The organism is Mediterraneibacter massiliensis, assembly GCF_001487105.1.
GTDB lineage: Bacteria > Bacillota > Clostridia > Lachnospirales > Lachnospiraceae > Mediterraneibacter > Mediterraneibacter massiliensis.
Genome location: NZ_LN913001.1, coordinates 1,687,305 through 1,709,593, shown reverse-complemented (window position 1 = coordinate 1,709,593; position 22,289 = coordinate 1,687,305). Strand labels below are relative to the sequence as shown.

The 22,289-nt window shown below is 41.9% G+C and carries 22 protein-coding genes; 21 read left to right on the top strand and 1 reads right to left on the bottom strand.

Translation table 11 applies throughout. The features are described from left to right. The first annotated feature begins 41 nt into the window (after positions 1-41). From BN3282_RS12370 to rnfB, 12 genes are all read left to right on the top strand, one after another. The gene (locus tag BN3282_RS12370) at positions 42-1,826 is read left to right on the top strand and encodes an aminopeptidase P family protein (protein WP_059069617.1); all 1,785 of its coding nucleotides are present in this window, start codon (positions 42-44) and stop codon (positions 1,824-1,826) included. Between the two features lie 17 nt (positions 1,827-1,843). Beyond that, positions 1,844-2,773 carry a MurR/RpiR family transcriptional regulator gene (locus BN3282_RS12365; protein WP_059070469.1) on the top strand — a complete coding sequence of 310 codons (930 nt, stop codon included), beginning with the start codon at positions 1,844-1,846 and terminating at the stop codon, positions 2,771-2,773. Then, positions 2,766-4,016: a BaiN/RdsA family NAD(P)/FAD-dependent oxidoreductase gene (locus BN3282_RS12360; protein ID WP_059069615.1), complete on the top strand. Its 1,251-nt coding sequence runs from the start codon at positions 2,766-2,768 to the stop codon at positions 4,014-4,016. Before BN3282_RS12365 ends, BN3282_RS12360 begins: the two co-directional genes overlap by 8 nt. 44 nt (positions 4,017-4,060) lie before the next feature. After that, the gene (gene cmk / locus BN3282_RS12355) at positions 4,061-4,717 is read left to right on the top strand and encodes a (d)CMP kinase (RefSeq protein WP_059069613.1); all 657 of its coding nucleotides are present in this window, start codon (positions 4,061-4,063) and stop codon (positions 4,715-4,717) included. A gap of 11 nt (positions 4,718-4,728) precedes the next feature. Continuing rightward, positions 4,729-5,583 (top strand): 4-hydroxy-3-methylbut-2-enyl diphosphate reductase, encoded by an 855-nt coding sequence (gene ispH / locus BN3282_RS12350; RefSeq protein ID WP_059070467.1) that lies wholly within the window; start codon positions 4,729-4,731, stop codon positions 5,581-5,583. Next, positions 5,564-6,646 carry a 30S ribosomal protein S1 gene (gene rpsA, locus BN3282_RS12345; RefSeq protein ID WP_059069611.1) on the top strand — a complete coding sequence of 361 codons (1,083 nt, stop codon included), beginning with the start codon at positions 5,564-5,566 and terminating at the stop codon, positions 6,644-6,646. The genes ispH and rpsA overlap by 20 nt, the downstream gene beginning before the upstream one ends. Positions 6,647-6,930: 284 nt before the next feature. Further along, complete coding sequence (rsxC, locus tag BN3282_RS12340) at positions 6,931-8,250, top strand: electron transport complex subunit RsxC (RefSeq protein ID WP_059069610.1); 1,320 nt, start codon at positions 6,931-6,933, stop codon at positions 8,248-8,250. 14 nt (positions 8,251-8,264) lie between these two features. Continuing rightward, a complete protein-coding gene (locus BN3282_RS12335) occupies positions 8,265-9,197 on the top strand; it encodes an RnfABCDGE type electron transport complex subunit D (protein ID WP_059070466.1) in 933 nt (310 codons plus the stop codon). Beyond that, positions 9,197-9,811, top strand: a complete 615-nt coding sequence (locus tag BN3282_RS12330; RefSeq protein ID WP_059069608.1) for an RnfABCDGE type electron transport complex subunit G — start codon at positions 9,197-9,199, stop codon at positions 9,809-9,811. The genes BN3282_RS12335 and BN3282_RS12330 overlap by 1 nt, the downstream gene beginning before the upstream one ends. Further along, positions 9,804-10,529 (top strand): electron transport complex subunit RsxE, encoded by a 726-nt coding sequence (rsxE, locus tag BN3282_RS12325; RefSeq protein WP_059069606.1) that lies wholly within the window; start codon positions 9,804-9,806, stop codon positions 10,527-10,529. Before BN3282_RS12330 ends, rsxE begins: the two co-directional genes overlap by 8 nt. 12 nt (positions 10,530-10,541) lie before the next feature. Continuing rightward, positions 10,542-11,132: an electron transport complex protein RnfA gene (locus BN3282_RS12320; protein ID WP_059070464.1), complete on the top strand. Its 591-nt coding sequence runs from the start codon at positions 10,542-10,544 to the stop codon at positions 11,130-11,132. 14 nt (positions 11,133-11,146) lie between these two features. Next, entirely contained in the window at positions 11,147-11,974 is an 828-nt protein-coding gene (gene rnfB / locus BN3282_RS12315) for an RnfABCDGE type electron transport complex subunit B (RefSeq protein WP_059069604.1), read from the top strand. Between the two features lie 282 nt (positions 11,975-12,256). Here the strand turns inward: rnfB and BN3282_RS12310 are convergent, their stop codons facing one another. Beyond that, entirely contained in the window at positions 12,257-13,225 is a 969-nt protein-coding gene (locus BN3282_RS12310; RefSeq protein WP_059069603.1) for an FAD:protein FMN transferase, read from the bottom strand. Positions 13,226-13,389: 164 nt separating this feature from the next. On the opposite strand from BN3282_RS12310, the gene BN3282_RS12305 reads away from it, so the two are divergent. From BN3282_RS12305 to BN3282_RS12265, 9 genes are all read left to right on the top strand, one after another. After that, positions 13,390-13,746 (top strand): NusG domain II-containing protein, encoded by a 357-nt coding sequence (locus tag BN3282_RS12305; RefSeq protein WP_059069600.1) that lies wholly within the window; start codon positions 13,390-13,392, stop codon positions 13,744-13,746. Positions 13,747-13,794: 48 nt separating this feature from the next. After that, entirely contained in the window at positions 13,795-14,289 is a 495-nt protein-coding gene (locus tag BN3282_RS12300) for a Gx transporter family protein (protein ID WP_059069597.1), read from the top strand. Between the two features lie 16 nt (positions 14,290-14,305). Further along, complete coding sequence (gene ruvA, locus BN3282_RS12295) at positions 14,306-14,905, top strand: Holliday junction branch migration protein RuvA (RefSeq protein WP_059069595.1); 600 nt, start codon at positions 14,306-14,308, stop codon at positions 14,903-14,905. A gap of 39 nt (positions 14,906-14,944) precedes the next feature. Further along, on the top strand, positions 14,945-15,937 hold the full coding sequence (gene ruvB / locus BN3282_RS12290) for a Holliday junction branch migration DNA helicase RuvB (RefSeq protein ID WP_059069594.1): 993 nt from the start codon (positions 14,945-14,947) through the stop codon (positions 15,935-15,937). A 165-nt stretch (positions 15,938-16,102) separates the two neighbouring features. Continuing rightward, entirely contained in the window at positions 16,103-16,513 is a 411-nt protein-coding gene (gene zapA, locus BN3282_RS12285; protein ID WP_059069592.1) for a cell division protein ZapA, read from the top strand. A 123-nt stretch (positions 16,514-16,636) separates the two neighbouring features. After that, the gene (locus BN3282_RS12280; RefSeq protein WP_082667542.1) at positions 16,637-19,063 is read left to right on the top strand and encodes a U32 family peptidase; all 2,427 of its coding nucleotides are present in this window, start codon (positions 16,637-16,639) and stop codon (positions 19,061-19,063) included. Positions 19,064-19,077: 14 nt separating this feature from the next. Further along, positions 19,078-20,535, top strand: a complete 1,458-nt coding sequence (locus BN3282_RS12275; protein WP_059069590.1) for an FtsW/RodA/SpoVE family cell cycle protein — start codon at positions 19,078-19,080, stop codon at positions 20,533-20,535. A 37-nt stretch (positions 20,536-20,572) separates the two neighbouring features. Next, positions 20,573-21,925: a peptidoglycan D,D-transpeptidase FtsI family protein gene (locus BN3282_RS12270; RefSeq protein WP_059070460.1), complete on the top strand. Its 1,353-nt coding sequence runs from the start codon at positions 20,573-20,575 to the stop codon at positions 21,923-21,925. Positions 21,926-21,943: 18 nt separating this feature from the next. Then, the gene (locus BN3282_RS12265) at positions 21,944-22,288 is read left to right on the top strand and encodes a hypothetical protein (RefSeq protein WP_117974203.1); all 345 of its coding nucleotides are present in this window, start codon (positions 21,944-21,946) and stop codon (positions 22,286-22,288) included. The last annotated feature ends 1 nt before the right edge of the window (position 22,289 follow it).

The window sequence follows — 22,289 nt, the reverse complement described above, 5'->3', positions numbered from 1 at the left end:
GCTTTTCATGGTATAATGTTACAGGTTATAAGGAGGCATATATGAGTATAGCAGAGAGAATCGTCAGATTAAGGATGTATATGAAATCTCATGAGATAGATCTATGTATCATACCGACTGCAGACTATCATCAAAGTGAATATGTAGGAGAATATTTTAAATTAAGAGAATATATGACTGGTTTTACCGGCTCGGCGGGAACAGCAGTTTTTACGAGAGAAAAGGCTGGACTTTGGACAGACGGCCGGTATTTCCTCCAGGCAGAAGAACAGCTGAAAGGGACCGGGATTTCATTGTATCGCACAGGAGAACCAGGTGTGCCTTCTGTCGAGGAATTCATAAAGGAAGAACTGCCTGTGAAGGGCTGTATAGGGGTGGATGGAAGGACGATAGGCGTCAATACCGGAGAGGTGTATGAGAAGTTGGCGGCGGAAAAGAACGGCCGCTTTTTATATGATTTAGATATAGCTTCTTTCGTATGGAAAGAACGTCCCTCTTTGTCTCGCAAACCTGCTTTTTTTCTTCCTTTAAAATATACTGGAGAGAGTACACAGGAGAAACTGGGACGTGTGAGACAGGTTATGAAAAAGAACCGAGCAGATAGTCATATAGTGACAAGTCTGGACGATATAGGATGGCTTCTAAACATACGTGGACGGGATGTTGAATATTTTCCGCTGCTTTTGTCCTATTTGATGATCGGATCGGATACGGCGGAATTGTATGTTGACGAAAATAAGTTTTCAGAAGAAATAAAAGCAGAGCTAAAAAAGAATGGAGTCGTTCTTCTTCCCTACAACAGTATATATGAGCGGATAAAAAAGGCAGAATATAACGCAGTGCTTTTAGACAGAGATAGGGTAAATTATACATTATATAAAAATCTTCCTAAACAGGTGCGAGTCATCTGGAAGGAAAATCCGGAAATTATGATGAAGTGCGTGAAAAATGAAATAGAAGTAGAAAATATCAGGAAAGCGCATTTAAAGGATGGAGTTGCCCATACGAAATTTATGTATTGGCTGAAGAAAAATATAGGTACAAAAAAGATTACGGAATTGGAAGTATCCGACAAGTTAGAAGCCTTTCGAAAGGAACAAGAAGGCTTCTTATGGCCCAGTTTTGATCCAATCTGTGCGTATGGAGAACATGGGGCAATCGTCCATTACAGTGCCTCGCGAGAGACAAATGTCCAAATCAAGGAGGGAGGACTTCTTCTTACAGATACAGGCGGCAATTATTTGGAAGGTTCTACAGATATTACGAGAACGATTGCAATAGGAGAGATACCGCAGGAACAAAAAGAACATTTTACTCTGGTAGCTGCCAGTATGCTTAGGCTGTCCGATGCCCGATTTCTCTATGGATGTACCGGAGAAACTTTAGATTATGCGGCGCGGGAACCCTTCTGGAGAGAAAATCTGGATTTTAATCACGGAACAGGGCATGGAGTAGGATATCTGGGAAATATACATGAGCCTCCCATTGCTTTTCGCTGGAAAAGCGGCAAAAATTCTCTTCCGCCATTGGAAGAAAATATGGTGATCACAGACGAACCTGGGCTTTATATAACAGGGACATACGGAATACGGCTGGAAAATGAACTCTTGGTACGTGCGGGAGAAAAAAATGCCTATGGGCAGTTTATGTATTTTGAGACACTTACGTTCGTTCCCATTGATCTAGATGCAGTGGAACCGGAAAAATTGGACGAGCGGGAGAAGAAACTTCTGAACAGATATCATGCTGAAGTATATGAAAAGATCGCGCCATTCCTTTCAAAAGAGGAATGCAAATGGCTGCAGGAGTATACAAGACCAATATAAGAAGGATAGGTAGGAACATGGAAATAGGAGAAAACAGTGCAAATGAACTTTTGATCCGCATGGAAGAAAAATATGCGAAGCTGAGTAAAGGACAGAAGCGCCTTGCAGATTATGTACGGGAAAATTATGACAAAGCAGTATTTCTTACAGCATCTAAATTGGGGGAGATTGTGGGAGTCAGTGAATCTACAGTAGTCCGATTTGCCACACAGTTGGGATATAAAGGATACCCTGGATTCCAGAAAGCTTTGGAAGAATTAGTGAGAACGAGACTGAATTCCATACAGAGGATGGAAGTGACATACGGAAGGATCAGTCAGCCTGAGATATTAGCGACTGTCTTGCAGTCTGATATTGAAAAGATCAAACTGACGTTGGCCGGAATCGATCAGAAGGCTTTTGAGCTTGCAATCGATACGATATTACATGTAGAAAAGATTTATGTCATCGGCATCAGAAGCTGTGCTCCGCTTGCCTCTTTCTTAAGTTTTTATCTGAATCTGATCTGTGAGAATGTTGTTCTGGTCAATACAAACAGTTCCAGTGAGATTTTTGAGCAGCTGATCCGTATCAATGAGAAAGATGTGATCATTGGGATCAGCTTTCCGAGGTATTCGATGCGTACGTTGAAGGCATTGGAGTTTGCGAGCAACCGGAAAGCAAAGGTGATTACTTTGACGGACAGTGTGCATTCTCCGATGAATCTGTATTCGTCCTGTAATTTGATCGCCAGAAGTGATATGGCATCTATCGTGGATTCTTTGGTGGCGCCTTTAAGTGTGATCAATGCGCTTGTAGTCGCATTGTGCATGAAAAAGCAGACAGAAGTTGTCAGTACATTGGAAACATTAGAAAAAATCTGGGATGAATACCAGGTATACAGCGGGGATGAGTTGAATCATGTAAGTGATATGAGACTGCAAAAGGAGAAGAAGATAGATGAGTAAGGTACTCATAATCGGAGGCGGAGCCGCAGGGATGATGGCGGCAGTTTTTGCTGCCAGGCAAGGCAGTGAAGTACATATTTTTGAAAAGAATGAGAAACTTGGAAAGAAGCTGTTTATTACGGGAAAAGGGCGCTGTAATTTTACAAATGCCGCAGACGCGGAAGTATTTTTTGCTTCTGTTGTGAGCAATCCCAAATTTATGTACAGTGGTTTCTACAGCTTTACAAATGAACAGGTGATTCGTTTTTTTGAAGATCTTGGTGTGAAAACAAAGGTGGAGAGGGGAGAGCGGGCGTTCCCGGCATCGGATCATTCCTCTGATATCATACAAGCGCTGAAAAGAGAGATGGAAAGATTAGGTGTACACGTTCACCTGCAGACGGAGGTGGTAGAAGTATGTACAAAAGACGAAAGATTTAGCGCTCTTTGTATGAAAAACGGAGAAAGTATAGAAGGAGATGCCTGCATTGTGGCTACAGGAGGACTTTCTTATCCATCTACAGGTTCTACAGGAGACGGGTATCGTTTTGCCCGTGCATGCGGGCATACAGTGACAGAGCTTTTGCCGGCCCTTGTACCTTTGGAAGTAAAAGAGTGGTATGCAAAGGAACTGCAGGGACTCTCCCTTAAAAATATTTCTATACAAGTGACAGATGGAAAGAAAAAGTTATATGAAGAATTTGGAGAGATGCTGTTTACCCACTATGGTGTGAGCGGTCCGGTCATATTGAGCGCGAGCAGCATGGTGGGAAAGGCACTGAAGAAAAAGGAGCTGACACTTCATATTGATCTGAAGCCTGCGCTTTCTTATGAAAAGCTGGATCAAAGAATACTGCGAGAATTTGAAGCAAATCACAACAGGCAGTTTAAAAATGTAATCTCTGGTCTTTTTCCGGCAAAGCTGCGTCCTGTGATGATCGAACTGTCGGGTATACCTTCAGAGAAGAAAATCCACGAAATCACGAAGGAGGAACGAAAAGGTTTTATCCGTGTGATCAAGGACTTTCAGATGACACTGACAGGTTCGAGAGAATATCGAGAGGCGATCATCACACAGGGAGGAGTAAATGTTAAAGAAATCGATCCCGGAACAATGGAATCAAAATGTACGAAAGGTGTATATTTTGCAGGAGAAGTGTTGGATATAGATGCTCTAACCGGGGGATTTAATCTCCAGGTATGCTGGAGTACGGCATATTTAGCAGCATTTTCTGCGAGTGAGGAGATTTTCCAAGGAAAATAAAATAGAAAAAGACAGTAATAAAGAATACAAGGAGCGTGTATAAAATGGGATATAATGTAGCAGTGGATGGTCCGGCAGGTGCAGGAAAAAGCACGATTGCCAGACTGGTGGCTAAGAAAAAGGGATATATATATGTAGATACAGGAGCTATGTACCGTGCGCTTGCCGTATACTTCCTGGATAATGGAATAAAGGCGGAAAATACGGAAGAAGTGGTAAGAGCCTGTGAGAAAGCAGAAGTGAGTATTGCTTACAGAGACGGTGTTCAGCAGGTTATGTTAAATGGAGAAAACGTGACAGATAGATTAAGAAATGAAGAAGTGGGAAATATGGCGTCAGCTACTTCCGCTGTCCCCCAGGTACGGCAGAAACTACTTTCACTTCAAAAAAACCTGGCGAGGAAAGAAGATGTTATTATGGATGGACGAGATATAGGAACTAACATTCTTCCAAATGCGGATGTGAAAATTTATCTGACAGCGAGTGTGGATACAAGAGCTTTACGCAGATATAAAGAACTAAAAGAGAAAAAGATCCCATGTGATTTTGAAGAGATCAAACAGGATATTGCAAAACGGGATGAACAAGATATGAATCGGAAAACAGCACCTCTGCGCATGGCCGAGGATGCAATTTTGATCGATAGCTCGGATATGACGATTGAAGAAGTGGTGGAAAAAATTTGTAGTTACTGTAAATGAAAGGCAGGAAAATGAAGATCATAAAAGCAAAGACGGCAGGGTTTTGTTTTGGAGTCAGGCGCGCTGTAGATACGGTATATGAACAGCTTGCAGAAAACAGCGGACAGAAGATATATACCTATGGACCGATCATACACAATGAGGAAGTTATAAAGGACATGGAGAAAAGAGGGGTCACTGTTTTGCGGTCAGAGGAAGAACTAGAAGCGGTGACGGAAGGAATCGTGATCATCCGTTCTCATGGTGTTGAAAAGCGGATCTATGAAAAATTGAACAGCCGCCAGATCACTGTGGTGGATGCGACGTGTCCTTTTGTTAAAAAGATACACACGATCGTAGAGCGAGAAAGTGAGAAGGGAAAACATATCATCATTATAGGAGATCCCGAACATCCGGAGGTAAAGGGGATAAGAGGCTGGGCAGGTAAAGATACAACAGTTATACAGAGTGTTTCGGATATGGAAAAACTTCCTGTCGAAAAAAAGAAAAAAATCTGTATCGTCGCTCAGACGACATTTAATTACAACAAATTTAAAGATTTAGTTGAAATTATTTCGGAAAAGAGTTATGATGTAAGTGTTTTAAATACAATCTGTAATGCTACAAAGGAACGCCAGACTGAGGCACGAAGTATTGCAGAAGCGGTGGATGCTATGATAGTGATTGGCGATAAACATAGTTCCAATACCCAGAAGTTATTTGAAATTTGTAACAGAGCATGTAAAGATACGTACTATATACAGACGCTTGACGATTTGGATTTGAATCAATTAGGGTCAGTGGAAACAGTAGGTATTACAGCGGGGGCATCCACGCCCAACAATATAATTGAGGAGGTTCAAAATAATGTCAGAATTATCTTTTGAACAAATGTTAGATGAGTCATTCAAAACAATTCATAATGGAGAGGTAGTCGAGGGTACTGTGATCGATGTGAAGCCAGAGGAGATCATCCTGAACATCGGTTATAAAGCAGATGGTATCATTACGAAAAATGAGTACTCCAATGACCCGTCTATCGACCTTACGACAGTTGTTTCAGTCGGGGATACGATGAGTGTTAAAGTTTTGAAGGTAAATGATGGAGAAGGTCAGGTACTGCTTACATATAAGCGTCTTGCTGCTGAAAAGGGCAATGAAAGATTAAGAGAAGCGTACGAAAATAAAGAAGTATTAAAAGCAACGGTTACGCAGATTCTGGGTGGAGGCTTATGTGCAACTGTTGAGGAGGCACGTGTATTTATCCCGGCAAGTCTTGTATCAGACTCTTATGAAAAAGATCTCAGTAAATACGAAGGACAGGAGATTGAATTTGTGATCAGTGAATTCAATCCGCGCAGAAACCGTGTTATTGGAGATAGAAGACAGCTGTTAGTAGCAGAACGTGCAGAGAGACAAAAAGAGTTGTTCGCAAAACTGCATATCGGAGATACAGTGGAAGGTACTGTAAAGAATGTTACAGACTTTGGCGCATTTATTGATTTAGGTGGCGTTGATGGTCTTCTGCATATTTCTGAAATGTCTTGGGGCAGAGTAGAGAATCCTAAGAAGGTATTCCAGGTAGGGGATACATTGAAAGTTCTTGTAAAAGATATTCATGATACGAAGATTGCTTTGAGTTTGAAGTTCCCAGAGACGAATCCTTGGGCACATGCATCTGAGAATTTTGCGGTAGGTACTGTGATCAATGGAAAAGTAGCTAGGATGACAGATTTTGGCGCATTTATAGAGTTGGCGCCAGGAGTAGACGCATTGCTCCATGTTTCACAGATTTCAAGAGCACATGTGGAAAAGCCATCAGATGTACTTTCTATAGGACAGGAGATTACGGCTAAGATCGTGGATCTTAATGAGGCAGAAAAGAAGATCAGTCTGAGTATGAAAGTGTTGGAAGCAGAGGCAGTTCCTTCAGATGAAAGTGAGGAATAAGGGATTAGATTCTTTGGTGTTTAGAAAAGAATAAATGTATATTAAGAGGCGGTTGTGTTGACCGCCTCTTATTTTGGTTCTTTGCCAGTATATATTTTTAACAGGTAAGGACACTGTATTAAGAAAAGCAGAAATACCGTAGAAATAAATTTTAAGATGTTAAAAAATCGACAAAATGTACGTATAAATGTGCAATTATTCTATTTCAAATACTAGATTTTGTGTGGAGATTTTAGTACAATAAACATATTGTGAGACAAGCAAGGGAAAGGAAGGGAAAGAAAATGGGACTTTTAACTTTTAAAGGCGGCATCCATCCAAATGATGGAAAAAGTCTTGCAAAAGATCGGTCAATTATGCAGATCCTCCCAAAGGGACAGCTGGTCTATCCGCTTTCACAACATATAGGCGCTCCGGCAAATCCCGTTGTAAAAAAGGGAGATCATGTACTAAAAGGTCAAATGCTGGCAGAAGCAGGCGGGTTTGTTTCTGCTCCGATATATGCTTCTGTATCGGGGACTGTAAAGGGTCTGGAACAACACTTTAATCCAGCAGGAAGCAAGGTAGAGTGTATTGTTGTAGAAAACGACGGAGAATATGAGGAGATAGAATATGAACCGGTTAAGCCGCTTTCTGAGTTATCAAACGATGAAATTTTAACAAAGATAGGCAATGCAGGGATCGTAGGCATGGGAGGTGCCGGCTTTCCGACCAGAGTAAAACTGTCGCCAAAAGAGCCGGAAAAGATAGAGTATATCATTGCCAATTGTGCGGAATGTGAACCTTATATAACTGCAGATTACCGACGTATGTTAGAGAACACGCAGGAACTGGTAAGCGGAATGAAAGTGGTTCTTTCTCTTTTCCCTAAAGCAAAGGGGATTTTTGCAGTAGAGGACAATAAAAAGGATTGTATCGAGAAATTAAAAGCAGCTGTTGCAGATGAGCCTAGGATAGAAGTGAAGGTACTGATGACAAAGTATCCACAAGGAGCAGAACGGCAGCTGATTTATGCTGTAACAAAGAGAGCGATCAATTCGACGATGCTTCCGGCGGATGCAGGTTGTATTGTGGATAATGTGGAAACGATGATCGCAATCCATTATGCAGTGATCGAAGGAAAACCGCTGATGGAGAGAATTGTAACGGTAAGTGGAGACGATATTGAACATCCGGGCAATTTTAAAGTATTGCTGGGGACAAGCCATAGAGAATTAGTCGAAGCAGCGGGCGGTTTTAAAGAGGATCCTGAAAAATTGATTTCAGGAGGTCCTATGATGGGCTTTGCGATGGTCACGTTGGATGCACCTGTGACAAAGACATCTTCTTCCATCCTTGCCTTTAAAGAAGACATTGTGGCAAAATCACCTGCTACAGCCTGTATCAACTGTGGCAGATGTGTAGAGGTGTGTCCAAGCCGTATCATTCCTTCCAGATTGGCAGACTATGCCGAGAGGATGGATGAGGCTTCTTTTATCGGCATGAATGGATTGGAATGTGTAGAGTGCGGTTCCTGCAGTTATGTCTGTCCTGCAAAAAGGCCGTTGAAACAGGCGATTGGTTCCATGCGGAAAATTGCACTGGCAAATAAGAGGAAAAAGTAAGAGAGGTGGAAAAAGTGAAGGAAAATTTAAACGTATCATCCTCGCCGCACATTCGAGATAAGGTGACAAGCAGTAATATCATGCTCATGGTAGTGATTGCACTGCTTCCGGCAACTATATTTGGGATTTATAATTTCAGACATGAGGATGCGTGGATTTTAGTGGTTGTCACGACAGCGGCAGCGGTATTGTCTGAATATATTTATGAAAAACTTATGCATAAGCCAATTACGATCAAAGATTTCAGTGCTGTTGTAACCGGGCTTTTGCTGGCCTTGAACCTTCCACCGACACTTCCGTGGTGGATGGGAGTGCTAGGTGCAATATTCGCAATTATCGTAGTAAAACAGCTGTTTGGCGGTTTAGGACAGAATTTTATGAATCCAGCTCTGGGAGCAAGATGTTTTCTGCTGATCTGTTTTACCGGACGAATGACCTATTTTGTCTATGACGGAGTGACAGGCGCGACTCCGCTTGCAGAATTAAAAGCAGGACAGGCTGTGAATACGATGGATATGCTGCTGGGAAATATCCGCGGTACGATCGGGGAGACTTCCGTAATTGCGATCATGATAGGAGCAATGTTCCTTCTTCTAATGGGTGTGATCGATCTTCGGATACCGGGTACATATATTGTGACATTTGTAATTTTTATCACAATTTTTGGAGGACACGGGATAGATGCACAGTACATTACAGCACACTTGTGCGGCGGCGGTTTGATGCTTGGAGCGTGGTTTATGGCTACAGATTATGTGACGTCTCCGATCACAAGCAGCGGTAAAATCGTATACGGTGTCTGTTTGGGAATCCTGACAGGGCTGTTCCGGTTGTTTGGAGGTTCTGCAGAAGGGGTTTCCTATGCGATCATTATCAGTAACCTTTTGGTGCCATTGATCGAAAAGGTTACTCTTCCCAAACCATTTGGTAAAGGAGGAGAGAAATAATGCAAAAAATTATAAAAAATACGCTGATATTAACAGCAATCACAGTAGTTGCAGGGCTTTTGCTCGGAATCGTCTATGGAATCACAGAAAAGCCAATTGCGGTTTCACAGGAGAAAGCAAAACAAGAGGCATTTCAGGCAGTCTTAAAGGATGCCGCTTCCTTTGAGACATATAAGGAGTTTGACGCAGACGAGGCATCGTCTTTGTTAAAGGAAAACGGATATGCACAGGATGACATAATGGAAATTGCAGAGGCGAAAAATGCAGGAGGCGAAACAATCGGATATGTTATCAATGTAGCTTCCCATGAAGGTTATGGGGGAGATATAGAGATGTCCGTAGGTATCTTAAATGACGGTACTGTAAAAGGCATAGAAATGCTTTCGATCAGTGAAACAGCAGGACTTGGAATGAAAGCAAATGAAGCAGATTTCAAAGAACAGTTTAAGGATAAGCAAGTAGAAAAATTCTCTTATACAAAAACCGGAGAAGAAGGCGACGATAAAATCGATGCGATCAGCGGAGCTACGATTACAACAAACGCCGTCACGAATGCAGTGGATTCTGCGCTCGTATATTTTCAGAATGAGTTAGGGGGCGGTGTGAATGAGTAAATGTATAGAGCGAATTTATAATGGTGTGGTAAAAGAAAATCCGACTTTTGTTCTTATGCTGGGCATGTGTCCGACACTGGCGGTTACAACATCAGCTGTCAACGGTGTCGGTATGGGACTTTCTACGACTGCAGTGCTCGTTATGTCCAATATGCTTATTTCCATGCTCCGTAAGATCATACCGGATTCCGTGAGAATGCCGGCGTTTATAGTCGTTGTCGCATCTTTTGTGACAATTGTAGATTTCTTGTTGGAAGGTTTTGTTCCCTCCTTGTATGATGCTCTTGGGCTTTATATTCCGCTCATTGTTGTAAACTGTATCATTTTGGGAAGAGCAGAAAGTTATGCTTCGAAGAATCCGGTTTTGCCGTCCATTTTTGACGGAATTGGCATGGGGTTAGGTTTTACGATCGGACTCACCTGTATCGGGATCGTAAGAGAAATACTCGGCGCGGGGAAAGTGTTCAACATGCAGATACTTCCGGATTCCTATGAGCCATTGACGATCTTTATCCTGGCTCCGGGAGCGTTCTTTGTTCTTGCCGGGCTTGTTGCGCTGCAGAATAAAATAAAAAACAAGGCGGCAAAAAGAGGGGAGAAAAGGAATGAAACAGCACTGCATACTGGATGTGGAGAAGGATGCACATCCTGTGCAAATCAGTCAGTATGTAATGGGCATATATTCCCGACAGGTGCTGACAAGGAAGAGAAAGAATAGGAGGAAATGACAGTGAAAGAGTTATTATTGATCGCAGTAGGTTCTGCGCTTGTAAATAATGTAGTCCTTAGCCAATTTCTAGGTATCTGTCCTTTCCTGGGTGTCTCTAAGAATGTGAAGACAGCCGCCGGAATGGGCGGAGCCGTTGTATTTGTTATAACAATCGCATCTTTTGTGACTGGACTGATCTATAAATTCATACTTGGCAATAAAAATATTATGGGCGGAAAACTAGAATATCTTAACACAATCGTATTTATTCTGGTCATTGCCGCACTCGTTCAATTTGTAGAGATGTTTTTGAAAAAAGCAATGCCGCCGCTTTATAATGCGTTGGGTGTATATCTGCCCTTGATCACGACAAATTGTGCGGTTCTTGGTGTTGCGCTGACAAACGTGCAGGATGGATATGGTGTGCTGACAGGAGTGATAAATGGTTTTGCTACGGCAGTTGGTTTCCTTATTGCTATTGTTCTGATGGCTGGTATACGTGAGAAAATCGAATACAATGATATTTCGGAATCCTTTCAGGGAACTCCGATCGTTCTTGTGACGGCCGGATTAATGGCAATTGCATTTTTCGGATTTTCAGGATTGATATAGGAGGGACATAACGTATGAGTATAGGAGCAATAATTTTAGCCGCCGTTGTGGTAGGGGGTACAGGTGTATTCATCGGAGTCTTTCTTGGTATATCTGGAAAGAAATTTGCTGTTGAGGTCGATGAAAGAGAAGAGGCAATCCTTGGTGTTTTGCCAGGAAATAACTGTGGGGGCTGCGGATATGCAGGCTGTTCCGGACTTGCAGCTGCAATCGTTAAAGGAGAAGCGGAAGTGGGAGGCTGTCCGGTGGGCGGTTCTGAAGTTGCAGCAAAAATTGGAGAGATCATGGGACAGGCAGCTGGAGAACAAGAGCGTAAAGTTGCATTTGTAAAATGCGCCGGTACTTGTGAGAAAGCAAAGACAGAATATGAATATTTTGGGATAAAAGACTGCATCATGGCAAGTCAAATGCAAGATGGAGGCGCAAAAGGCTGTTCTTTCGGATGTTTGGGGTATGGAAGCTGTGTAAAAGCCTGTCCATTTGACGCCATCCATATTCAGGATGGTATAGCGGTAGTAGATAAAGAAGCCTGCAAAGCTTGTGGAAAGTGTATTGCTGCCTGCCCGAAACATTTGATAGAGTTGATTCCATATAAACAGAAAACATTCGTACAGTGCAGTTCAAATGATAAAGGAAAAGCACTCATGGATGTATGTGAGGTGGGATGTATCGGCTGTCGCCTGTGTGAAAAAAATTGTGAAGCAGGCGCGATCACAGTGAAAAATTTCCTTGCCCATATAGACGCAGATAAATGTACAAACTGCGGTGTCTGCGCAGAAAAATGCCCAAGGAAGATCATTAGAAGTTTCACTTTACTGCCAGAAGGCAGATTCCGCAATTAGATTTCAGAAGAAAAGACGACTTCACGCTGTTATATATCTCCAATCAGAAGGAAATACATACTTCTGTTTGGAAGTACGCAGCAGCGTGAAGTCGATTTTTTTAGCAGAAACATGAACTTAAGCGGAGAAAGTGTATGTGTGAGCGAGGAATTTCGGCAAAACTCTGACGAGCGATGTAATATACAGTTGACGCATAATCATTTTTTCGAATACTTCCGCAGTGTTAACTCAATTCCGCTTATGCTTCTTTTCGTACTGCTTGTTGTTTCGTTAAATGTATATTTAATTACTGTAGTGTAGTTCATAATCGTCTGTTACGAATATGGCTTCTATTCCATCCAGTTTTTGAATGAGTTCCATACCTTTTTCTAAACCTAGGTTATAGCAGGTTGTGCTCAGCGCGTCTCCATCCACGGAATATTCGGAAAGGATTGTTACTTGAACAAGGTTGTTTTCGCAAGGATAACCTGTATCGGGATCAAGGATATGATGATAGATCTTGCCTGCTTTTTCAAAGTATCGCACATAATTGCCGGAAGAAACGACAGAGCGGTCTTTGGTGTCCAGGTAGGTAATAGCAGTACCAGTTTCATCAAAGGGCTTTTGTATACCGATTTTAAAAGGAGTGCCGTCGACATGTCCGCCAAGAGCCAGGATATTTCCTCCCAGATTGATAAGGGCATGTTCGATTTCAGCACTTTCTAAATATTCTTTTAGTTTGTCTGCAATATATCCTTTTGCGATACCGCCAAGATCAATCTGGGCTTTTGGATCTTTTAAGGTAACTGTATTGCCGGTTACTTCTACATTTTGAAAGTTGATATGGGACAAAGCATCTTGAATAGCTTGTGGATCAGGAAGTTCTTTTGTTTCATTATCCTGAAACTTCCAGAGTGTGTTGACAGTTCCGACTGTAATATCAAATTTCCCATTAGAGAGTTCTCCGTAGTCAAGTCCGATCTGTATCAGTTCTGCCGTCTCATCTGCTACTTCTACAGGCATACCGTTAGAAGAATTAATACGAGATACATCACTACTTTCTATCGTACGGCTGAAAAGACTTTCATAGTATTCGCACAGGTCTTCACAATGGGCAAGTATTTCTTCGTCAGCTCCCCAAATAGTAAGTGTTATCACTGTATCAAAGTAAATACCTGTCATCTGCTGTTTTTCATTGAGCGGAGGAGAAGCACAGCCAACGACAGATACCATAATGGAACAAGAAAGCAAGTAAGTAAGTAATCGTTTCATAGGTACCTCACTTATTTTATCGTGTTTTAAATGACATAAAGCATTGTTGGTAAACAAAAATCATATTTTCCCTATTATACCGGGGATTCAGAAAAAGTACAATCGAACATGTGATTGCATTCTATATAACGGTATGCTATGATAATGCGTAAAGAGGTTGAAAAATGAAAAAAAATGATTGGTTTTTAGTTGGTATGGTATTGCTGACAGCAAGCGGCTTTTTCTTATTTCAATTTTTAAAGCCAGACAATGAAAACAAGCAGGTTGTCATAACGGTAGATAAGGAACTCTATGGAATCTATGACTTGGAAGAGGAGCAAAAGATTGATATAGAGGGAATGAATGTACTTGAAATAAAAGAGGGGCAGGTGAAGATGCAAGAAGCGGATTGTCCAGATTTGTTATGTGTTCATCACAAAGCAATTTCGAAAGAAGGAGAAAGTATCATCTGCCTTCCCAATAAGGTTGTAGTAACGATAAGAGGGGAAGAAGAAAGTAATGTAGATGCAATGACAAATTAGAGGAAGAGTTCCGACATAGGGGGAAATGGGGATAAGAAAGGAGACAGCTTGAAGAACAGAGCGGCATATTTCGGAGTATTTACAGCGCTGGCATTGATCTTTAGTTATGTGGAAACATGTATTCCCATCTCGTTTGGCATACCAGGAGTGAAATTAGGGCTTGCCAATCTTATGATCGTCATCATGCTGTACAAAGGAACTGCCAAAGAGGCCTGTTTGCTTTCTGTTGTGCGGATTTTACTTTCCGGTTTTTTATTTGGCAGTCTTTTTAGCATCTTGTATAGCCTTGCAGGGGGGATATTAAGCCTTGCTGTGATGATCGGATTAAAAAGAAAGAATACATACAGTGTGATCGGAGTCAGTATTGCGGGCGGTGTGTTTCACAATATTGGTCAGCTTATCGTAGCCATGATGGTCGTGGAGACGCTTTCGGTTGGCTATTATGTTCCGGTTTTACTTGTGGCAGGATGTGTGACAGGAGCGCTGATCGGAACAGTATCTGAAGCAGTATTAAAGCGTACGGCCAATATCAGATTAGAATGAGCGAAAGGAAATGCAGATGATTTCATATATCAGAGGAGAACTCGCAGCGATTGAAAAAGAAAAAGTAGTTGTAGATGTAGGCGGGGTGGGTTACGGTATCTATATGCCGGAACAATCTATGGGACTTCTGCCGTCTCCAGGGCATGAGGTAAAAATACATACGTACCTCAATGTGCGGGAGGACGCCATGCAGTTATTTGGCTTCTTGACAAAAGAAGAACTAGAGATTTTCAAAATGCTGATTGGTGTCAGCGGGATTGGACCCAAAGGCGGATTAAATATTTTATCCAGTTTATCTGGAGACGAGCTGCGTTTTGCGGTGCTTTCAGGAGATGTCAAAGCAATCTCAAAGGCACCGGGGATCGGAAAAAAAACGGCGGAGAAATTGATCATCGAACTGAAAGATAAGTTGGATATCGAGGATATACTGCATACAGATAAAGAAGAACCGAGGACGGCGCTGGACTCTGGCACAGGGGAAGTACAGACAGAGGCTGTACAGGCACTGGTTGCCTTGGGATATGGCAGTGCAGAAAGTCTAAGAGCTGTAAAAAAGGCAGGAGAACTTACGACAGTAGAAGCTGTCTTAAAAGAGGCGTTAAAATATTTATTCTAATACATTTACAGAAAAAATAGTATAAAGCAGGTTGGAAATATGGAAAAGCGAATTATCACAACAGAAAATCTGGAAGAGGACAGTAAGATCGAAAGCAGTTTGCGGCCTCAGTCTTTAGACGAGTATATCGGACAGGAGAAGGCAAAGAAAACGCTTTCTATATACATCAAAGCGGCTAAGGCAAGAAAGGAAGCGCTGGATCATGTATTGTTTTATGGACCGCCGGGACTTGGAAAGACGACATTAGCTGGCATTATTGCAAATGAAATGGGAGTCAACTTGAAAGTAACCAGCGGACCTGCTATAGAAAAACCAGGAGAGATGGCGGCAATCTTGAATAATCTACAGGAAAATGACGTTCTTTTTGTAGATGAGATACATAGGTTGAACAGGCAGGTGGAAGAAGTTTTGTATCCTGCTATGGAGGACTATGCGATCGATATAATGATCGGGAAAGGGGCGACCGCACGTTCTATCCGACTGGATCTGCCTAAATTTACACTGGTAGGAGCGACTACCAGAGCTGGTATGCTGACAGCACCGTTAAGAGACCGTTTCGGAGTTATAAACCGTCTGGAATTTTATACAGAGAAGGAACTTGCGACGATCATCATCCGCTCGGCAGCGCTGCTTGATGTTGCAATCGAACCGGATGGGGCGGTGGAACTGGCAAGACGCTCGCGGGGAACCCCCCGTTTGGCAAATCGTCTTTTAAAAAGAGTACGGGATTTTGCACAGGTAAAATATGATGGCATTATTACAGAACAAGTAGCGAATCTTGCGCTAGATCTTTTAGACGTAGATAAATATGGCCTGGATTCTATCGACAGAAATATTTTACAGACTATGATCGAGAAATTCAAAGGCGGTCCGGTAGGACTTGATACTCTGGCGGCCTCAATCTCTGAGGATGCAGGCACATTAGAGGAGGTATATGAACCATATCTGTTAAAAAATGGGTTTATCCAGAGGACACCGCGGGGCAGAGTCGTTACGGAACTTGCCTATGCACATTTAGGAATCCCGTTATAAAGCGAAAATACGTACAAACCGGACAAGACCGTCGGTTGTAGCGATGAAAAGGCTGATTCCAGGATCGGAACAACTATACGGATTCCTGACAGAGAAACGAAAAAAGAGTTGGTTTTTGTCTCTAAATAGTTTATAATAGCAGTTAGGAAATGCAAGGAGGAAGCTATGAGTTCAGCAAAGCACTATACAGAAGTATTGATCGGAGGAAAAGTATATACTTTAAGCGGGTTTGAAGGTGAGGAATATCTTCAGAAAGTGTCCTCCTATCTGAACCATAAGATCACAGAATGCGCAAACAGTGAGGGATACAGAAAGCAAAGCGCGGATACCCGTAATGTCCTTCTTGCTTTGAATATTGCAGATGATTATTTTAAGGCAAAAAAGCAGGGGGATTCCCTAGAGAACGATATAGAATTGAAAGATAAAGAGATGTATGATCTGAAGCATGAATTAATCTCAGCCCAGATCAAATTGGAAAATGCCGAGAAAGAACTTGCGAAGATGAAAGAGGATAACAATGACCTTCAGATGCAGATCGTAAAACTGGAGACAGAGATGAAGAACCGCAGAAGATAAGAATCTGTCATGGAAAGTCGGAGAAACTTCCTTTGTGAAGATAAACATGGGGTGTGTGGCTTTTGCCGGACATCCTTTCTTTATTGCCATGCAAAATAAAAGCAGTATACAGGAGAAAATGATATGTCTAGAATGCATAGGAAAATAGAAATTTTAGCACCGGCGGGAAATTTTGAAAGTTTTATGACTGCCGTGAACGCAGGGGCTGATGCAGTATATGCAGGAGGTCCCCGTTTTGGCGCGCGTGCGTATGCAGATAACTTTACCGTACAGGAATTGACAGAGGCGATCGACTATGCACATCTGCATCAGAAAAAGTTTTATCTGACAGTGAACACACTTTTAAAAAATAGTGAAATATCCGGACTTTACAAATATCTAGAACCTTTATACTGCCAGGGACTGGATGCGGTGATCGTGCAGGATATCGGTGTTTTATCTTTTGTTAGAACCTATTTTCCTGAGATGGAGATACATGCCAGTACACAGATGACGATCACCAATGTAAAGGGGGCACAGTTTTTAAAGGACGCAGGGGTAAAAAGGGTTGTGCCGGCAAGAGAATTGGCTCTTTCGGAAATTCAGGATATACAAAGGCAGACAGGAATGGATGTGGAATGTTTCGTGCATGGAGCACTTTGCTACTGTTATTCAGGACAGTGTCTGTTGAGCAGCTTTATCGGCGGTAGAAGTGGAAACCGAGGACAATGCGCGCAGCCGTGCAGGCTTCCATATTCTGTCGGAAAGAAAAAAGGATATCTCCTTAGTTTAAAGGATATTTGTACTTTAGATATGATCCCAGCATTGGCGGAGGCTGGAATTCATTCTTTTAAGATTGAAGGAAGAATGAAAAGGCCGGAATATGTGGCAGCAGTAACAGCTATGTACCGAAAATATCTGGATAAATATATGGCAGAAGGAAAAGAGAATTTTTCTGTGGAGCCGGAAGATATAGAGCGGTTAAAAGATATTTATAACAGGGGCGGTTTTCATGCAGGGTATTATAAGAAGCACAATGGGAAAGATATGCTGTCCCTTGACAGACCGAATCATGCAGGGGTGCCCGCAGTGAGAGTACTTTCTCAAACGAAACGGGAAGTAAAGGCAGATGCACTTGTCGATATTCATAAAGGGGATATACTGGAACTGACGGAAAAACGAGAAAACTATACATTTGGAAAAGATATAAAGAAGGGGGAGAAAGTTACATTTCTGGCTCCAAAGCAGCAGTTCTATAAAAAGGGAAAGATCTTAAACCGGATACGAAACAAAACGCTTCTGGATGAGATGGATAAAGCATATGTTTTTGCAAGAAAACAAGAGAAAGTGGATGGAAGTCTGCATATTTTGAAAGGAAGGCAGGCTGTGCTGCGCCTGACAAATGGAATGCATTCTGTTGAAGTATATACAGAAGAATGTGTATCTGAGGCACAGACAAGACCGCTTACGAAAGAAGAAGTAAAAGCACAGCTTACAAAAACAGGAAATACGCAGTTTTATTTTGAAAATTTAGAGATAGAGATGGAAGAAAATATCTTTTTGCCTATGCAGCAGATCAAGCAGATGCGAAGAGATGCTCTGGCAGCATTGGAAAAGGAAATCTGTCGAAGTTATCGAAGGGCTGCTGCAGCTGATGAGAAAAATGTACGGGATGCATTTGAAGTATTACAGGTGAGAAGCGGTAAAGACCGTGCAGATACTCTTCCGTTCGTGTCTGTATCGGTAGAAACAGAAGAACAATTGTACGCAGTGCTTGCATTTTGTGAGAAAATGCAGCAGCAGAAAGTAAAAGTTTCCCGTTTGTATTTGGATTTTCAGATCAGCGGAACATTATTCCTATCAAAAAACATATGTACAGTTTGTGAAAGAATCAGAAAATGCGGTGTAGAAATTTACTATGCTATGCCGCATATCTTCAGAGAGCAGGCACTTAGAGCCATGACAAAGTCATACGAGACATTTTATATGTTCTGCATGGACGGGGTACTCGTGCGAAACTATGAAGAGATCCAATTTTTAAGAGAGCAGAAATTTGACAAGCCGATAATTCTGGACCATAATCTATATATATTCAATCAATATGGGAAGCGGTTTTTTGAGGAACAGAAGTTTACCTCGTTTACTGCTCCGATGGAGCTGAATGTAAAGGAACTGGAAGAACTGGGGATTGAAAATGCAGAACTGACTGTATATGGGCATATTCCGGTAATGATAAGTGCACAGTGTATTACAAAAACTATGGATGGCTGCACAAAGGAACCAGGTATGTTAATGCTTACCGATCGGTATAAAAATCTGTTTCCAGTTAAAAATTACTGTAGTCTCTGCTATAATGTAATATATAATACTGCTCCGTTATATTTGGCGGATCTGACAGAAGAAATCAGAACGCTTTGTCCGAAAAGTCTGCGCTTTGCCTTTACTGTAGAAACGAAAGAGAGAACTTTGGAAATATTAGAAAAAGCAGGGCAGGATCTTACAGGAGAAACAAAAAATACAGCGTCTCATTTTTCTTATACAAGAGGACATTTCAGACGCGGAATCCTATAGAAGCAGGTGAAATCGTGATTAATATAATTGTGGAATTATCAAAATATATCATTGTCATTTTGATGGCTGCCTATACCTTTTCATGTTTTTCTATTTTTGCACAAAATTATGAAGATGATGAGAAGCGTGTATTAGTCAGACAGAATGTTTTGATGTTTACGTTGCAGCTGGCTGCATATGTTGTTATGTATTTAAAATCAAAAGATGGGAAAATACTATTTATCTATGCCGTGCAGACGGTTGTATTTTTGGCAGTCATCCTTTTGTATAATCTTATCTATCCGAATGTATCCAGGCTGGTCGTTAATAATATGTGTATGCTGATGAATGCAGGAATGATCATGATCACACGTTTGTCTTATGACAATGAAGTGCCGTTTGACAATGCGATAAAGCAAATGATATTTATCGCACTTGGAGTTACTTTTGGTCTGGTGGTGCCAATTCTTATCAAAAAACTGAAATCTCTGGCTGACTGGACGTATCTTTATGCAGGCGCGGGGCTGGCGGCGCTTTTACTTGTAGCAGTTTTCGCAGTGAGCTCCGGAGGAGCTAAATTAGGCTTTACTGTATTTGGTTTTGGGATACAGCCATCGGAGTTTGTTAAAATCTTATTTGTATTTTATGTGGCGGCAAGTCTGAAGAAGTCTACAGAATTTAAAAATATCGTGATTACGACTGCCGTGGCAGCGGCTCATGTTTTGATCTTAGTGTTGTCTACCGATCTGGGAGCGGCACTGATCTTATTTGTCGTTTATCTGATCATGCTCTATGTGGCGACACGCAAGCCTTTATATGCGGTGGCAGGGATTGCGGCGGGCAGTGCGGCAGCTGTGATCGGATATCATCTTTTTGCCCATATCAAAGTACGCGTATCTGTCTGGAAAGATCCGTTCGCTTCGTACAGTAACGGCGGTTATCAGGTGGCACAATCCTTGTTTGCGATCGGGACAGGCAGTTGGTTTGGAATGGGATTGTTTCAGGGGCTTCCCGATAGTATTCCGGTGGCAGAGACGGATTTTATTTTTTCGGCGATCGCGGAAGAACTGGGGCTTATTTTTGCACTGTGCTTGATCTTGATCTGTGTAAGCTGCTATGTGATGTTTTTAAATATTGCCATGGAGATTCGCAATCAGTTTTATAAACTTGTTGCTCTTGGATTAGGTACCTGTTATATTTTCCAAGTGTTTTTGACGATCGGTGGAGTGACTAAGTTCATTCCGTCGACTGGGGTCACACTTCCTCTTGTCAGCTATGGCGGCAGTTCTATGCTGAGTACAATGATCATGTTTGGCATCATACAAGGTCTCTATATCTTGAGAGAAGATGAAGAAGAAAAGCTGGAGCGAAGACGAGAAAGTAAGTTAAGAAAAGAGAGAGAGTTGAGAAATGAACCGAGAAGAACGACCAAGAAAAAAACAACAAAAGAAAAGCCGCGTTTCGAAGAAGTCCCGAAACAAAGAGTTCGCTAGAGTCACGTATCTTTTTGTTATTTTATTTCTTGCACTGATGGCATATATTGTCTATTTTAATATTGTGAAGGCAAAAACAATCGTAAACAGTCCTTATAATGAAAGACAGAATGCATTTGCAGATCGCATCGTCAGGGGAAGCATTACAGATCGGAACGGAAATGTTCTTGCTGAGACAGAAGTGGCAGAGGATGGAACAGAGATAAGGACGTATCCATATGGTCCTGCCTTTGCGCACGTCGTAGGCTACAGTAGTGAAACGGCAGGAAAAAGCGGATTGGAATCAGTGGAGAACTTTGAACTTTTGACGTCCAATGCATTTTTTGTTCAAAAAATCACGAATTCTTTCAAAGGAGAGAAGAATATAGGTGACACGGTTGTAACCACGCTGGATGCAGATCTCCAACAAGCCTCCTATGATGCTTTGGGAAGCAATAAAGGAGCTGTCATTGTGATGGAGGCAGATACAGGAAAAATTCTTGCGATGGTTTCCAGTCCGACTTATGATCCCAATACAGTGGACGTTGACTGGGGGTATTTAAACACAGAAGATAACGGGAGTCCGCTTTTGAACCGGGTGACGCAGGGAGCGTATGCGCCGGGATCTACGTTTAAGATCGTGACGACCCTGGAATTTATGCGTGAAGATAAAAATTATGGAGAGTATGGATATGAGTGCAGTGGAGAAATCACAGAAGATGGCACGACGATCCATTGCTTTGACAGTACAGTTCATGGATGGGAAGATCTGCGCAGTTCCTTTGCAAATTCCTGCAACGCCTCTTTTGCAAATATCGGTTTGTCTTTGGATAAGTCTTCTTACCGAAAGACAGCGGAAGATCTATTGTTTAACAAGGCACTTCCAACTGTGCTGGAATATTCTAAAAGTTCTTTTGCTGTAACAGAAAAAACAGACAGTGCGGAAATAATGATGACGGCAATGGGACAGGGCAAAACACTCGTAAGTCCATATCATATGGCTTTGATCACACAGGCAATAGCAAACGGCGGCACATTGATGGAGCCATATCTTGTCGATAAAGTGACGAATTATACCGGCAGTGAGATACGCAAAAATGTACCGAAAAGCTATAAGAGACTGATGACTTCAGCAGAAGCTTCACAGCTAAAGGAATATATGGAGGCAGTCGTGCAGGAGGGAACAGGCTCTTTGCTAAATGGCGATTCCTATACTGTGGCCGGAAAAACCGGAACTGCAGAATACAGTATGACGGACGGAGAAAAAACACATTCCTGGTTTGTAGGTTTTACAAATGTAGATAATCCAGAACTGGTGATCAGCGTGATCATAGAAGGATATGATGGAAATGATGGCGCAAAAGCCGTTCCGATCGCAAAACAGATCCTAGATTCCTATTATTATCAGTAAATGAAGGTGGCACAGAATATGCAGATGAAATTTTACTGTGATTTATATGTCAGTGATTCCTGGATGCATAAAAAAACAAAAATTGTGGAAAAATTACAGAAAAATAAATTGCAGCCACAAGTTTATATTATCGCACTGGCACAGGGAGAACAAAACCAGCTGGAAATTTTTTCAAGCATGCTTATCAAACAACATATCTTTGAACACAGTACGCTTTTTATCGTAGGGATTGTTTCCGGTTATGAAGAAGCGCTCTGTGTGCTGGAAGAGATTTCCCAAAAGGTATATGAAGAGACAAAAGGACTTTGCATCCGCCGTTATATAGTAAAGCGGCAGGAAGAATTTGAAAAGGCAGGGTATTGAG

Bases quoted from the DNA above. Each gene is read 5' to 3' on its own strand.
- ruvB (WP_059069594.1), top strand. From the start codon at position 14,945: ATGGAAAAGCGAATTATCACAACAGAAAATCTGGAAGAGGACAGTAAG.
- BN3282_RS12310 (WP_059069603.1), bottom strand. From the start codon at position 13,225: ATGAAACGATTACTTACTTACTTGCTTTCTTGTTCCATTATGGTATCT.
- rpsA (WP_059069611.1), top strand. From the start codon at position 5,564: ATGTCAGAATTATCTTTTGAACAAATGTTAGATGAGTCATTCAAAACA.
- BN3282_RS12370 (WP_059069617.1), top strand. From the start codon at position 42: ATGAGTATAGCAGAGAGAATCGTCAGATTAAGGATGTATATGAAATCT.
- rnfB (WP_059069604.1), top strand. From the start codon at position 11,147: ATGAGTATAGGAGCAATAATTTTAGCCGCCGTTGTGGTAGGGGGTACA.
- BN3282_RS12360 (WP_059069615.1), top strand. From the start codon at position 2,766: ATGAGTAAGGTACTCATAATCGGAGGCGGAGCCGCAGGGATGATGGCG.
- BN3282_RS12365 (WP_059070469.1), top strand. From the start codon at position 1,844: ATGGAAATAGGAGAAAACAGTGCAAATGAACTTTTGATCCGCATGGAA.
- BN3282_RS12265 (WP_117974203.1), top strand. From the start codon at position 21,944: ATGCAGATGAAATTTTACTGTGATTTATATGTCAGTGATTCCTGGATG.
- cmk (WP_059069613.1), top strand. From the start codon at position 4,061: ATGGGATATAATGTAGCAGTGGATGGTCCGGCAGGTGCAGGAAAAAGC.
- ispH (WP_059070467.1), top strand. From the start codon at position 4,729: ATGAAGATCATAAAAGCAAAGACGGCAGGGTTTTGTTTTGGAGTCAGG.
- rsxE (WP_059069606.1), top strand. From the start codon at position 9,804: ATGAGTAAATGTATAGAGCGAATTTATAATGGTGTGGTAAAAGAAAAT.
- BN3282_RS12305 (WP_059069600.1), top strand. From the start codon at position 13,390: ATGAAAAAAAATGATTGGTTTTTAGTTGGTATGGTATTGCTGACAGCA.
- zapA (WP_059069592.1), top strand. From the start codon at position 16,103: ATGAGTTCAGCAAAGCACTATACAGAAGTATTGATCGGAGGAAAAGTA.
- ruvA (WP_059069595.1), top strand. From the start codon at position 14,306: ATGATTTCATATATCAGAGGAGAACTCGCAGCGATTGAAAAAGAAAAA.
- BN3282_RS12270 (WP_059070460.1), top strand. From the start codon at position 20,573: ATGGCATATATTGTCTATTTTAATATTGTGAAGGCAAAAACAATCGTA.
- BN3282_RS12280 (WP_082667542.1), top strand. From the start codon at position 16,637: ATGTCTAGAATGCATAGGAAAATAGAAATTTTAGCACCGGCGGGAAAT.
- rsxC (WP_059069610.1), top strand. From the start codon at position 6,931: ATGGGACTTTTAACTTTTAAAGGCGGCATCCATCCAAATGATGGAAAA.
- BN3282_RS12330 (WP_059069608.1), top strand. From the start codon at position 9,197: ATGCAAAAAATTATAAAAAATACGCTGATATTAACAGCAATCACAGTA.